This is a genomic window from Saccharothrix luteola (assembly GCF_020859565.1).
Lineage (GTDB): Bacteria > Actinomycetota > Actinomycetes > Mycobacteriales > Pseudonocardiaceae > Actinosynnema > Actinosynnema luteola.
In genome coordinates this window covers 19,778-32,482 of record NZ_JAJHUO010000050.1, presented here as the reverse complement: position 1 = coordinate 32,482, position 12,705 = coordinate 19,778, and the positions used below count along the sequence as shown (strand labels likewise).

The window sequence follows — 12,705 nt, the reverse complement described above, 5'->3', positions numbered from 1 at the left end:
TGGTCGTACCCTGTCTGGCGTGACCGAAGGCACCGACACCGTCGTGGACCAGGCACCACCCCCACCGCACGCGCCGCGGCGCGGCCTGACCCGGCGGACGTGGACCCTCGTGGTCAGCCTCACGGTCGTGCTGGTGCTCGGCCTGCTCGGCGGGTTCGCCCGCGTGCCGTACGTCGCCCTCGGCCCCGGACCGACCTACGACACGTTGGGCCAGGTCAACGGCGGCGACGTGGTGTCGGTCGAAGGTCAGGAGACCTTCCCGACCGGCGGCAACCTCACCATGACCACGGTGTCGCTCACCGACGACGTGTCGCTGTTCGGCGCGCTCGGCCTGTGGATCAGCGGCCGGTACGCGCTGGCGCCGCGCGAGGAGTTCTTCCGGCCCGGCGAGTCCGAGCAGCAGGTCCGCGACCAGAACGTGAAGGCGTTCCAGGACTCGCAGAGCAGCGCCGAGGTGGCCGCGCTGAGCTACCTGGACTACCCGATGAAGGTCGTCGCCGCCGAGATCACCAACGACACCGCGGCCGCCACCGTGCTGGAGCCGAACGACCGGCTGCTGGAGGTCAACGGCAAGCAGGTCTCCAGCGCCGACGACGTGCGCGCGGCGCTGGAGAGCACCAAGCCGGGTGACCGGATCACGCTGACCTTCGAACGCGGGTCCGAGCGCAAGACCGCCACCGTCACCCTCGGCCGCGCGGACGGCCGCGAGTCCGGCTTCCTCGGCGTGCTGCCGCTGGACCGCGCGGACGTGCCGTTCGAGATCAAGATCAGCCTGTCCGACGTCGGCGGGCCGTCCGCGGGCCTGCTGTTCGCGCTGTCGATCGTCGACAAGCTCACCCCGGGCGAGCTGAACGGCGGGCAGTCCGTCGCGGGCACCGGCGAGATCAACGACAAGGGCGAGGTCGGCCGCATCGGCGGCATCGGGTTCAAGATGGTCGCCGCCCGCGAGGGCGGCGCCACCGTGTTCCTCGTGCCCGCGGGCAACTGCGACGAGGCGAAGCAGCACGCCCCGGAGGGCTTGCGCCTGGTCAAGGTCGAGAAGCTGGACGACGCCGTGCAGTCGCTGGAATCACTGAGCAAGGGCGGCGACGCGCCCAGTTGTTAGGCCGCTGCTCCGCGCCCTGCTACCGGGCCACCCCGCCCTGCTGCCGGGCCACCCCGCCCTGCTACCGGGCCACCCCGCGAGGTCGCGTCGTTCGTTCGTGCCTCATTTCCCGGCGATCACGCTTTTCGATCGTCGGGAAATCAGGCGCGAACGACCGACTTCCAGGCGACCGAGCCGCCGTCTGCGGAGCAGCGGCCATGTCACTGCCTGAGGGTTTCGAGCAGGGCTCGGGTGAGGTTCGGGGCCAGTTCGGGATGGGCCACGACCTCCTCGGGCACCTCCACGTTGCCCCGCAGCCGCAGCACGCACGCCGCCGAGCCGTCCCGCAGCACGGCCGCCACCAGCCGCGCCTCCCGGCGCTGGGGGTGTTCGGCGGCGAACTTGCGCGCCTGCTCGTCGTCCAGCTCCTGCTCGGTCAGCTGGGCCTCGGCGTCCGGCGGCAGCACGACGATTTCCTGCGCCAACGCGCACCCGTGCACGACGTCGGGCCACACGATGCCCGCCAGCGCCCGGTCCAGCTCGTCGTCCGGCAGCGAGTCCTGCGCGATCGGCGTCAACGGCGAGGCGGCGGGGTCGAGCTGGCCCGCCAGCTCCGGTTGCCGCTCCAGCAGCTCGGCGGTCGGTACCAGCGCGAACAGCTGGGTCGGCTGGTTCCACCCGGCGGTGGACACGAACTCCTCGACCTCGCGGGCGACCTCGGGCAGCACCACGGGTGGCGTTTCACTGGCTGACACGTGCGCCATGGTCGCACCTGCCCCGGCGAAGCCGACAATCAGATCACAGAAGACAAGACCGAACGGGGAACCCCGGGCGGCCTCCGTAGAGTTGGACAGAACGTACGAACGCCACTACCGCGATCCAGGAGCGTGCCCCGTGGCCACACGGCCCCCGGTCGGACTGCCCAGGCTGTCCCGTCGCAGCCGGATTCTGCTCATCGTCGGTGCGGTGGTCCTGGTCGGTCTGATCACCGGCTCAAGGCTGCTCGGCACCTACGTCAACTGGCTCTGGTTCGGCGAGGTCGGCTTCCGCAGCGTCTACGGCACGGTGCTGGCGACCCGGTTCGGGTTGTTCTTCGCCGTGGGCCTGCTGGTCGGCGGTCTCGTCGCGATCAACCTGATCCTCGCCTACCGCTCCCGGCCGGTCTTCGTGCCGGTGTCCGGGCCCGACGACCCGGTGGCCCGCTACCGCGCCGTCGTCAGCAGGCGGATGAAGCTGTTCGCCATCGGACTGCCGGTGCTGGTCGGCGTCATCGCCGGCACCTCGGCCCAGGGCAACTGGGAAGAGGTCCAGCTGTTCCTCAACGCCACCTCGTTCGGCGTGAACGACCCCGAGTTCGGCCACGACATCGGCTTCTACGCGTTCCAGCTGCCGTTCTACACGTGGGTGCTGTCGTGGCTGTTCATCGCCACGGCGGTCGCGTTCGTGGCCGCGGTGGTGGCGCACTACCTGTTCGGCGGCATCCGGCTGGCGGGTCGCGGCGGTCAGCTCTCCGGGCCCGCCCGCACCCACCTGGCCATCGTGGCGGGCGTGTTCATCCTGCTCAAGGCGGTCGCGTACTTCTTCGACCGGTACACGCTGCTGTTCTCCGACCGCAACGACAAGTTCGACGGCGCGAGCTACACCGACCTCAACGCGGTGCTGCCCGCCAAGCTGATCCTGCTGTTCATCGCGGTCTTCTGCGCCATCGCGTTCTTCGCGGGCGCGGTGCTGCGCAACCTCCAGCTGCCGGCGATCGCGACCGTGCTGCTGGTGCTGTCCTCGATCCTGGTCGGCGCCGCCTGGCCCGCCGTGCTGGAGCAGTTCTCGGTGCGGCCGAACGCCATCGAGAAGGAAGCCGAACCCATCGGCCGCAACATCGAAGCCACCCGGCAAGCCTTCGGGCTGACCCCGGACAAGGTGGAGAGCGAGTCGTACGCGGGCAAGCAGAACGTCTCGCTGGACGAGTTGAAGAACGACCAGGCGACGGTGGGCAACGTCCGGCTGCTCGACCCGGCCGTCATCTCCAAGACGTTCACCCAGTTCCAGCAGCTGCGGCCGTTCTACGCGTTCCCGGAGAAGCTGGACGTCGACCGGTACACAAAGGACCAGCAGCTCCAGGACTACATCGTCGCGGTCCGCGAGCTGAACACCGCGGGCATCCCGCAGGGCCAGCGCGACTGGATCAACCAGCACCTCATCTACACCCACGGCAACGGCATGGTGTTCGCCGAGGCCAGCAAGGTGAACTCGACCGCGGACGACGACGGCGACGGCGGCTACCCGGTGTTCGAGGTGGCGCAGGTCGGCCAGGACGGCAAGGTCCAGCCCGGCCCGTTCGGCGTGGAGCAGCCGCGCACCTACTTCGGTGAGCTGGGCAGCCCGGCCGACTACGCCATCGTCGGTGGCCGGGGCGAGGGCGCTCCCGGCGAGTACGACACCGACGGCTCGTCCTACACCTACACCGGCAAGGGCGGCGTCCGCATCGGCGGCCTGTTCAACAAGATGGTCTTCGCCGCCGCCTACGGCGAGCGGAACATCCTGTTCAACTCGGCCATCGGCGACGACTCGCGGATCATCTTCAACCGCCACCCGCGCGACCGCGTGGAGGCCGTGGCGCCGTGGCTGACCGTCGACGGCGACCCGTACCCGGCGGTGGTGGACGGCCGCATCACGTGGATCGTCGACGGCTACACCACGCTCGACAACTACCCGTACGCGCGCCGCACGGCGCTGGGCGACGCCACGAACGACTCGCTGCCGGGCGTGGCGCAGCAGCCGAACCGGGAGATCAGCTACATCCGCAACTCGGTCAAGGCCACTGTGGACGCCTACGACGGCACGGTGACGCTGTACGAGATGGACGCGCAGGACCCCGTGCTGAAGGCGTGGATGGGCGTCTTCCCGGGCACGGTGAAGGCCAACAGCGAGATGTCTCAGTCGCTGAAGGAGCACCTGCGCTACCCCGAGGACCTGTTCAAGGTCCAGCGGGAGATGCTGTCGGAGTACCACGTGGACAACCCGCGTGACTTCTACTCCGGCGTCTCGTTCTGGGACGTGCCGTCCGACCCGACCATCGACAACGCCACCACGGTCGAGGCGCAGCAGCAGGGCGTGCAGCAGCAGCGGGACCGGCAGCCGCCGTTCTACGTGCTGGCGGGCGACCCGACCGGCGACGCGAACAAGGTGAGCTTCCAGCTGACCAGCGCGTTGGTGCGGTTGAACCGGGAGTTCATGGCGTCGTACGTGACGGTCAGATCCGACCCGGACAACTACGGCAAGATGAGCGTCCTGACGCTGAACAACGAGGTCAAGGGCCCGCAGCAGATCCAGACCACCTTCCTCACCAACGGCGAGGTCAGCGGTGAGCTGAACCTGCTCGCCCAGCGGCAGACGAAGGTCGTCTACGGCAACCTGCTGACCCTGCCGGTGGGCGGCGGCCTGCTCTACGTGGAGCCCATCTACATCGAACGGGCCAGTCAGAACACCCAGTTCCCGCAGTTGTTCAAGGTGCTGGTGAGCTTCGGCGACAAGGTGGGCTACGCGCCGACGTTGGCCGAGGCGATGGAGGAGGTCCTGTCCGGCTCGTCGGCCCAGGTGCCGACACCGGACCCCAACGGCCAGCCGCCGACGTCCACGCCCACCACGACGCCGACGGCGCCGAACGACGGGCAGGGCGGCACGGAGCTGCAGCAGGCCGTGCGGGACATCCAGTCGGCCCTGTCGCGCATCAAGGCCGCGCAGTCCAGCGGTGACTTCGTCGAGCTCGGCAACGCCTACAAGGCGCTCGACGACGCGACGAAGAGGTTCAACACGGCGGCGGGTGCGTCGACGACCCAGCCGTCGACCACCCAGCCGTCACCGACACCGACCGGCTGACCTGCACTGATATCGCCATCGGGTGGCCTGGGACACGTTCCGGGCCACCCGATTTGCATTCCGGTTAACCCCAGGCGTACAGTTCTAAATGCAGCGCGGGGTGGAGCAGCTCGGTAGCTCGCTGGGCTCATAACCCAGAGGTCGCAGGTTCAAATCCTGTCCCCGCTACAAAGTGGGATAGCCGTGTTCATGGAAATCATGAACACGGCTTTTCCGCATTTATACCCGGGGCCCGGCCCCCGGACCCCGGGCAGGAGGGCTTCGCCCCCTGCACCCCCGACCGGGGGCGAAGCCCCTGGACTCCACGTCGGTGCGGGTTCCGGTGGTCGGGTGCGGTTTGGGGAAGCGCGAGGCCCTGGATAGTGCGTGAGCTGGGGATATGCGGTTAGGGGGCCCCGGTGAAAAGTGGTTTTCGGGGCGTGTATAGTTGTCCTTACAGCGCGGGGTGGAGCAGCTCGGTAGCTCGCTGGGCTCATAACCCAGAGGTCGCAGGTTCAAATCCTGTCCCCGCTACCACGTGAAAGGCCCCCGGAGTTTCGACTCCGGGGGCCTTTCGCTTGCGCGTGCTCAGGTCATGTTCTCCGCCCAGTACTGGGCGCACGTGAGGGAGCACACCCGGCCTTCGCCGCTGACCGTGCGATGCCTGCGGATCTGCTTGCCGCACACCATGCACTCGTCCTTGCCCGCCTGCTCCGGGATCGTGCCGGACGCCCAGGCGCGGGCGTTGCGGACTACCTTCGTTCCCGTCGTCCATTTGATGCCCACAGCTGACCTCCCAGTCGTACGAACACCCGTGGTAATGGTCCCACCACCCGACGTGTTTGCCACGTCGAGAGCCGGACATCACCGGGTTGTGCTATCGCCCGATGGGGCCGCCGGGGCGGCGCGGCAGCGGCGCGTGACGCCGCGCTGCCGTTCGAGTGAACGCAAAAGTGCGGTTTCCCTTGCGGCTCAATGGATTTCCACTTCGCGTGGACAGGCGGGGTCAAGAGGCCGAACGCGTGGTGTTGATCAGCGGGCGGTTACGCAGCGATGTTTGCGTTGCTCCGCTTGGCCCAACTCCGCTAGCCCGTGATCAGCCACAGTGGACAGAACGGCTGACCATTGTGGACAGCGACGGGTGAGCGTGGCACCGTTGGTGGTGTGTCGGACCTGAATGCGACGGCGGCGGCCCTGCTCGGACTGCTGCACGACGGACCCAAGACCGGTGGCCAGCTCGTGGCTGAGGCCGGAGAGCGCTTCGGCGCGTTCTTCAGCGTCACCCGGAGCCAGGTCTACCGCGAGCTGCCCGCGTTGGCGGACGCAGGCCTGCTGCGCCTCGGCAAGCAGGGCCCGCGCTCCAGCCAGCAGTACGTGCTGACCGCGGCGGGCAAGAAGGCGTTCAAGAACTGGCTGCTCTCCGAGCCGGGGCCGGACCACCTGCGCAGCCCGTTGATCCTGCGGCTGGTGCACGCGGGCTCCCTGACCGCCAAGCAGCGGCAAGGGCTCGTGGACTCCGCCCGCGCGAGCTACGGCGCCGAGCAGGAGGCCGCCAAGACGGCGGTGAAGACCGCCGAGGACGCCTACGCCAAGGCGGTCGCCGAGTTCGGCCTCGCCCACGCCAAGGCCGTGCTCAAGCTGCTCGACGCCATCCCGACGGCCTGAATCGCGCCCACCGGTCGCACTCCGCGACCGGTGCCGGCGTAATCTTGGGACGTGAATCCCGACGTCGAAGCAGACATCAAGGACCTCTCCGCCACGCTCACGAGCATCGAGGCGGTGATGGACCTCGATGCGCTGCGCGCCCAGGTCGCGGAGCTGGAGCAGGCGGCGGCCCGGCCGGACCTCTGGGACGACCAGGAGAAGGCGCAGAAGGTCACCAGCCTGCTCTCGCACAAGCAGGGCGAGCTGCGCCGCATCACGACCCTGCGCGAGCGCCTCGACGACCTGTCGATCATGTACGAGCTGGCCGAGGACGAGGGTGACGCGGGCAGCCTCGCCGAGGCCGACACCGAGCGCGCGAAGCTCCGCGAGGAGATCTCCTCCCTCGAGGTCCGCACGCTGCTCTCGGGCGAGTACGACGAGCGCAACGCGCTGGTCACCATCCGTGCCGAGGCGGGCGGCATCGACGCGGCCGACTTCGCCGAGATGCTGCTGCGGATGTACTCCCGCTGGGCCGAGCGGCACGGCTACAGCGTCGACGTGTTCGACACGTCCTACGCCGAGGAGGCGGGCATCAAGTCCGCCACGTTCCGCGTCACTGCCCCGTACGCCTACGGCACGCTCAGCGTCGAACAGGGCACGCACCGCCTCGTGCGCATCTCGCCGTTCGACAACCAGGGCCGCCGGCAGACGTCGTTCGCGGGCGTCGAGGTGGTGCCCGTGGTCGAGCAGACCGACCACGTCGACATCGACGAGAAGGACCTGAGGGTCGACGTCTACCGCTCGTCCGGCCCGGGTGGCCAGGGCGTCAACACGACCGACTCGGCGGTGCGCCTGACGCACATCCCGACCGGCATCGTGGTCTCCTGCCAGAACGAGCGCTCCCAGCTGCAGAACAAGGCCACCGCGATGGCCGTGCTCCAGGCCAAGCTGCTGGAGCGGCAGCGGCAGGAGGAGCAGGCGAAGATGGACGCGCTGAAGGACACCGGGTCGAGCTGGGGCAACCAGATGCGCTCCTACGTGCTGCACCCGTACCAGATGGTCAAGGACCTGCGCACCGAGCACGAGGTCGGCAACCCGTCCGCGGTGCTCGACGGCGAGATCGACGACTTCCTGGAAGCGGGCATCCGCTGGCGCAAGCAGCACCAGTCCTGATCGGTCAAGCCGCCGTGCGGCGGGCGAGACGAGGGCTTTACCCAGGCCACGAGTACACTCGCGCCTCGTGATTCGCCTCGAACACGTGTCCAAGGTCTACAAGAGCTCCGCGCGTCCCGCGCTCGACAACGTATCGGTCGAGATGGACAAGGGTGAGTTCGTGTTCCTCATCGGGCCTTCCGGTTCCGGGAAGTCCACGTTCCTGCGGCTCCTGCTGCGGGAGGAAGTGCCCAGCAAGGGCCGCGTGTACGTGTCGAACTTCGACGTGGCCAAGATGTCCCGGCGCAGGGTCCCCCGCCTGCGCCAGTCCATCGGCTGCGTGTTCCAGGACTTCCGGCTGCTGACCAACAAGACCGTGGCGGAGAACGTCGCGTTCGCGTTGGAGGTGATCGGCAAGCCGCGCAACACCATCGTCAAGGTGGTGCCCGAGGTGCTCCAGCTGGTCGGCCTCGACGGCAAGGCCGACCGGATGCCGCACGAGCTGTCCGGCGGCGAGCAGCAGCGGGTGGCGATCGCCCGCGCGTTCGTCAACCGGCCGCTGGTGCTGCTGGCCGACGAGCCGACCGGGAACCTGGACCCCGACACCAGCCAGGACATCATGTTGCTGCTGGAGCGGATCAACCGCACCGGCACGACGGTGCTGATGGCCACCCACGACCACTCCATCGTCGACTCCATGCGCCGCCGGGTGGTCGAGCTGGACAACGGCCGCATCATCCGCGACGACGCACGGGGTGTTTACGGCGTGGGCCGCTGAGCCCGAGGACGCCGGACCCCCTCATCCCCCGACCCTGAGGAACGTTCCCCCCGATGCGTACCAGCTTCGTGTTCAGCGAGGTCGTCACCGGCCTGCGCCGGAACGTCACGATGACCATCGCGATGATCCTCACGACCGCGATCTCGCTCTTGCTGCTCGGTGTCGGCCTGCTGGTCGTCAACATGGTGGACAAGATGCAGGACGACTACCTCGGCCAGCTCGAGGTGGCGGTCATGCTCACCAACGACATCAGCGTGAACGACAAGGACTGCACGCAGCAGCCCTGCTCGGGCCTGCGCAGCCAGCTGGAGACCACGTCCGGGGTCGAGACGGTCGTCTACGAGAACCGCGACAAGGGCTTCGAGCGGTTCAAGAAGGTCTTCGAGTCGCAGCCGGAGCTGGCGAAGCTGGCCCGTCCCGAGGCGATCCCGGCGATGTTCCGGGTCAAGCTGGAGGACGCGCAGCGGTCCGACGTGATCGTGCAGGCGTTCACCGGCAAGGCGGGCGTCAAGAAGGTCGACGACCAGCGCGAGGACCTCGACCGGCTGTTCGGCTTCCTGAACGGCCTGCGCGACGGCGCGCTGGTGCTGGCGGCGCTCCAGGCGTTCGCCGCGCTGATGTTGATCTCCAATACGATCCAGGTGTCGGCGTTCACCCGGCGCACGGAGGTCGGCATCATGCGGCTGGTCGGCGCCACCCGCTGGTACACCCAGCTGCCGTTCCTCATCGAGGCGGTGGTCGCCGGCGTCATCGGCTCCGTGGTCTCGATCGGGTTGCTCGTGGTGGCGAAGCTCTTCCTGCTCGACCGGGTGCTGGGCGAGCTGTTCGCGGCCAACATCATCCCGGAGGTGAGCATGGTGGAGATCCTCTTCCTCTCACCCATCCTGGTCGGTGTGGCGATCGCGATCTCGGCCCTGACCGGCTACGTCACGCTGCGTCTCTACGTGCGCCTATAACCGCTGGCGCGCTCACGTAAGGTTTCCGTCATGGTCAAGGAACGCGGTCAGAAGGTGATCGCGTCGAACCGCAAGGCTCGGCACGACTACACCATCCTCGACACCTTCGAAGCCGGTGTCGTGCTCGTCGGCACGGAGGTGAAGAGCCTCCGCATGGGCCGGGCGTCCCTGGTGGACGCCTTCGGCCAGGTGGACGACGGCGAGATCTGGCTGCACGCGCTGCACATCCCGGAGTACGTGGCGGGCACCTGGACCAACCACGAGGTGCGGCGCAAGCGCAAGCTCCTGCTGCACAAGGGCGAGATCGAGCGGCTGATCGGCAAGACCAAGGAGAGCGGTCTGTCGCTGATCCCGCTGTCGATGTACTTCAAGGACGGGTACGTCAAGGTCGAGCTGGCCCTGGCGCGCGGCAAGAAGTCGTACGACAAGCGGCAGGACCTGGCCAAGCGGGACGCCGAGCGGGAGATCCAGAAGGCGCACGGCCGCGCGTTGAAGGGCCGCTACTGAACACCGCCGTCCCCGGCCTGGTCGACGTGCACGTGCACTTCATGCCGCGGCGCGTGCTGGACAAGGTGTGGGCGTTCTTCGACGAGGCGTCCCGGCACTACGGCGTCGACTGGTCGATCCGGTACCGGCTGCCGGAGGCGGAGCGGCTGGCCGTGCTGCGGTCGTTCGGCGTGGTCGGGTTCGCGCCCCTGGTGTACCCGCACAAGCCGGGCATGGGCGAGTGGCTGACGGACTGGGCCCTGGACTTCGGCTCGCGCGTGGACGGCGCCGTGCCGACCGCGACGCTGTACCCGGAGCCGGGCGTCGAGGCGTACGTGTCGCGGGCGTTGACGGCCGGTGCGCGGTGCTTCAAGGCGCACGTGCAGGTGGGCGGTTACGACCCGCGGTCGCTCGACGGCGCGTGGGGCCTGCTGGCCGAGGCACGGGTGCCCGTGGTGGTGCACTGCGGGCACGGGCCGGTACCCGGCGCGCACACCGGGCTGGACGTGTTCGAGGACGTGCTGCGCAGGCACCCGTCGCTGGTGGCGGTGCTGGCGCACGCCGGGATGCCCGACTACCTGGGCGCGTTGGACCTGGTCGGCCGGTACGACGGGGTGCACCTGGACACCACGATGGTCGGCGTGCCGTTCACCGAGGCGATGGCGGCGCTGCCGCGCGACTGGGCGGCACGGCTGGTCGACGTGGCGGACCGGGTCGTGCTCGGCTCGGACTTCCCGAACATCCCGTACGACTACTCGGCGCAGCTGGACGCCATCGAGGGCTGGGCCGCCGCCGACGAGCGGCTCGGCGAGCCGTTCCTGCGGGCCGTGCTGCACGACAACGGGGCCAGGCTGCTCGGCCTCAGCCCAGGTTGAGGTAGGCGAGCACGGCGCGCACGCGGCGGTGCTCGCTCGTGCCGGGCTCCAGGCCGAGCTTGGCGAAGATGTTGCCGACGTGCTTCTCCACCGCGCCGTCGGAGACGACCAGCGCGGCCGCGATGGCGGCGTTCGACAGCCCCTGCGCCATCAGCGCGAGCACCTCGCGTTCACGCTGGGTGAGCGAGTCGACCGGGTTGCGCTTGGACCGGACCATCAGCTGGGTGATGACCTCGTGGTCGATGCTCGTGCCGCCGTCGGCGACCCGGCGGAGGGCGGCCACGAACTCCGACACGTCCGCCACGCGCTCCTTGAGCAGGTAGCCGACGCCGTTCGCGCCGCCGGCCAGCAGCTCCACCGCGTACCGCTCCTCCACGTACTGCGAGAGGACCAGCACTGGCAGGTTGGGGATGCGCTTGCGCGCCTCGATCGCTGCCCGCAGCCCCTCGTCGGTGAACGTCGGCGGCATCCGCACGTCCACCAGGGCCAGGTCGGGGCGGTGCTCCTCGATCGCGGCGAGCAGCGCGTCACCGTCGTCCACCGCCGCGACCGTCTCGATCCCCTCGTCGGCCAGCAGGCGTTCCACACCGACCCGAAGGAGGACCGAGTCCTCCGCGATCACCACGCGCACGGCAGCTCCGTCCGGATCACGGTCGGCCCGCCGATCGGGCTCACCACGACGACCACGCCGTCAATCGTCGCAGCCCGGTCAGCGAGCCCGGCGAGCCCACCACCCGGGCGCACCTCCGCGCCGCCGTGGCCGTTGTCGGTGACCTCCACCACCACGGAGTTCTCGGTGCGGGACACGTTCACGTGCGCCCGGGTCGCGCCGGAGTGCTTGGCGACGTTGGTCAGCGTCTCGGCGACGGTGAAGTACGCGGCGCTCTCGACGGCCGTCGGCGGGCGCGGCTCGACGTCCACGTCCACCTCGACCGGGATCGGGGACCGCGCGGCCAGCGACGACAGCGCCGCGTCCAGCCCGCGGTCGCCCAGCACCGACGGGTAGATGCCGCGGGCCAGGTCGCGCAGCTCGGAGATGGCGAGCTTGGCGTCGGCGTGGGCCTCGGCGATGAGCTCGCGGGCGCCGTCCGGGTCGGACTCCATCTTGCTGCGCGCCCGGCCGAGGCCCATGGCCACGGCGACCAGGCGTTGCTGCGCGCCGTCGTGCAGGTCGCGCTCGATGCGCCGGCGTTCCGCCTCGGCGGCTTCCACGCCGCGGGCCCGGCTGGCGGACAGCTGCTCCGCCTTGGCGGACAGCACGCCGTAGCGCGAGGGGCCGAGCAGGGACTGGGCGAGCAGGGCGTGACCCCGGCCGAGGGCCTTGAGCAGCCGGTAGGAGAGGTAGCCGAGCACCAGGCCCAGGGCGCTCACGGGGAGGGCCTTGGCGAACGAGTCGATCAGCCACACGTTGCCCTCGCTGAACGTGACCTCCCACGTCACCGGGAGCCAGTGCTGGTAGAACGGCAGGAACACGGTGCCCGCGACGGCCGACCACAGCGCCACCGTGAGGGCGAACTCGACCACGCCCAGCGGCAGCATGAGCAGCCAGTAGGACAGGTCGCGCCACGTCGCCGGGTCCCTCGCGATGGCCTTCGCCCGGGCGGTGGCGCCGCTGGGCAGCTCCCGGTACGGGCGGGGGATGTCCACGCCGAGGGTCGCCCGCAGCCAGGCCCGTTCGGCGGACGCCGCGCCGCGCGCCAGGACCAGCGTCAGCACGCCCAGCGGCACGCCGACCCAGATCACCGCGGTGCCGATGCTCACCGCGCCCAGCGTCACCAGCAGGACGAACCAGAAGAGCCCTGTGACCAGGTTCAGCAGGAAGTACCCGCTGACCCGGCCGATGTTCGGGTAGACCCGCGTCGTCATGTTTCCCAC

The 12,705-nt window shown here is 69.4% G+C and carries 12 protein-coding genes and 2 tRNA genes; 10 read left to right on the top strand and 4 right to left on the bottom strand.

Translation table 11 applies throughout. The features are described from left to right. The first annotated feature begins 19 nt into the window (after window positions 1-19). Window positions 20-1,105, top strand: coding sequence for a YlbL family protein (locus tag LNK82_RS44410; protein WP_230572830.1), 1,086 nt, complete (start codon window positions 20-22; stop codon window positions 1,103-1,105). Window positions 1,106-1,305: 200 nt separating this feature from the next. Here the strand turns inward: LNK82_RS44410 and LNK82_RS44405 are convergent, their stop codons facing one another. Then, window positions 1,306-1,848 (bottom strand): PPA1309 family protein, encoded by a 543-nt coding sequence (locus tag LNK82_RS44405; RefSeq protein ID WP_230572829.1) that lies wholly within the window; start codon window positions 1,846-1,848, stop codon window positions 1,306-1,308. 130 nt (window positions 1,849-1,978) lie between these two features. Here LNK82_RS44405 and LNK82_RS44400 point away from each other — a divergent pair, with 130 nt between their 5' ends. The 3 genes from LNK82_RS44400 to LNK82_RS44390 all read left to right on the top strand — a co-directional run bounded on the left by LNK82_RS44400 (window position 1,979) and on the right by LNK82_RS44390 (window position 5,476). Next, window positions 1,979-4,960, top strand: a complete 2,982-nt coding sequence (locus LNK82_RS44400) for a UPF0182 family protein (protein WP_230572828.1) — start codon at window positions 1,979-1,981, stop codon at window positions 4,958-4,960. A gap of 94 nt (window positions 4,961-5,054) precedes the next feature. Continuing rightward, window positions 5,055-5,128 (top strand) — tRNA-Met (locus LNK82_RS44395). Between the two features lie 271 nt (window positions 5,129-5,399). Further along, window positions 5,400-5,476 (top strand) — tRNA-Met (locus tag LNK82_RS44390). 51 nt (window positions 5,477-5,527) lie between these two features. Here the strand turns inward: LNK82_RS44390 and LNK82_RS44385 are convergent. Continuing rightward, window positions 5,528-5,725 (bottom strand): hypothetical protein, encoded by a 198-nt coding sequence (locus tag LNK82_RS44385; RefSeq protein WP_053717392.1) that lies wholly within the window; start codon window positions 5,723-5,725, stop codon window positions 5,528-5,530. A 378-nt stretch (window positions 5,726-6,103) separates the two neighbouring features. Between LNK82_RS44385 and LNK82_RS44380 the strand changes: the two genes are divergently transcribed. From LNK82_RS44380 to LNK82_RS44355, 6 genes are all read left to right on the top strand, one after another. Then, window positions 6,104-6,604, top strand: coding sequence for a PadR family transcriptional regulator (locus LNK82_RS44380; RefSeq protein ID WP_077004179.1), 501 nt, complete (start codon window positions 6,104-6,106; stop codon window positions 6,602-6,604). A gap of 51 nt (window positions 6,605-6,655) precedes the next feature. Further along, window positions 6,656-7,756 carry a peptide chain release factor 2 gene (gene prfB / locus LNK82_RS44375; protein ID WP_230572827.1) on the top strand — a complete coding sequence of 367 codons (1,101 nt, stop codon included), beginning with the start codon at window positions 6,656-6,658 and terminating at the stop codon, window positions 7,754-7,756. 67 nt (window positions 7,757-7,823) lie between these two features. Beyond that, a complete protein-coding gene (gene ftsE / locus LNK82_RS44370) occupies window positions 7,824-8,513 on the top strand; it encodes a cell division ATP-binding protein FtsE (RefSeq protein WP_230572826.1) in 690 nt (229 codons plus the stop codon). A gap of 53 nt (window positions 8,514-8,566) precedes the next feature. Beyond that, entirely contained in the window at window positions 8,567-9,469 is a 903-nt protein-coding gene (gene ftsX / locus LNK82_RS44365; protein ID WP_230572825.1) for a permease-like cell division protein FtsX, read from the top strand. Between the two features lie 30 nt (window positions 9,470-9,499). Then, window positions 9,500-9,976: an SsrA-binding protein SmpB gene (smpB, locus tag LNK82_RS44360; RefSeq protein WP_123743904.1), complete on the top strand. Its 477-nt coding sequence runs from the start codon at window positions 9,500-9,502 to the stop codon at window positions 9,974-9,976. Then, the gene (locus LNK82_RS44355) at window positions 9,973-10,830 is read left to right on the top strand and encodes an amidohydrolase family protein (RefSeq protein ID WP_268998118.1); all 858 of its coding nucleotides are present in this window, start codon (window positions 9,973-9,975) and stop codon (window positions 10,828-10,830) included. The genes smpB and LNK82_RS44355 overlap by 4 nt, the downstream gene beginning before the upstream one ends. Here LNK82_RS44355 and LNK82_RS44350 read toward each other — a convergent pair. Then, complete coding sequence (locus LNK82_RS44350) at window positions 10,817-11,461, bottom strand: response regulator transcription factor (RefSeq protein WP_230572824.1); 645 nt, start codon at window positions 11,459-11,461, stop codon at window positions 10,817-10,819. The two genes, LNK82_RS44355 and LNK82_RS44350, sit on opposite strands and share 14 nt — an antisense overlap. Next, window positions 11,449-12,696, bottom strand: coding sequence for a sensor histidine kinase (locus LNK82_RS44345; protein WP_230572823.1), 1,248 nt, complete (start codon window positions 12,694-12,696; stop codon window positions 11,449-11,451). The genes LNK82_RS44350 and LNK82_RS44345 overlap by 13 nt, the downstream gene beginning before the upstream one ends. Window positions 12,697-12,705: the final 9 nt, after the last annotated feature.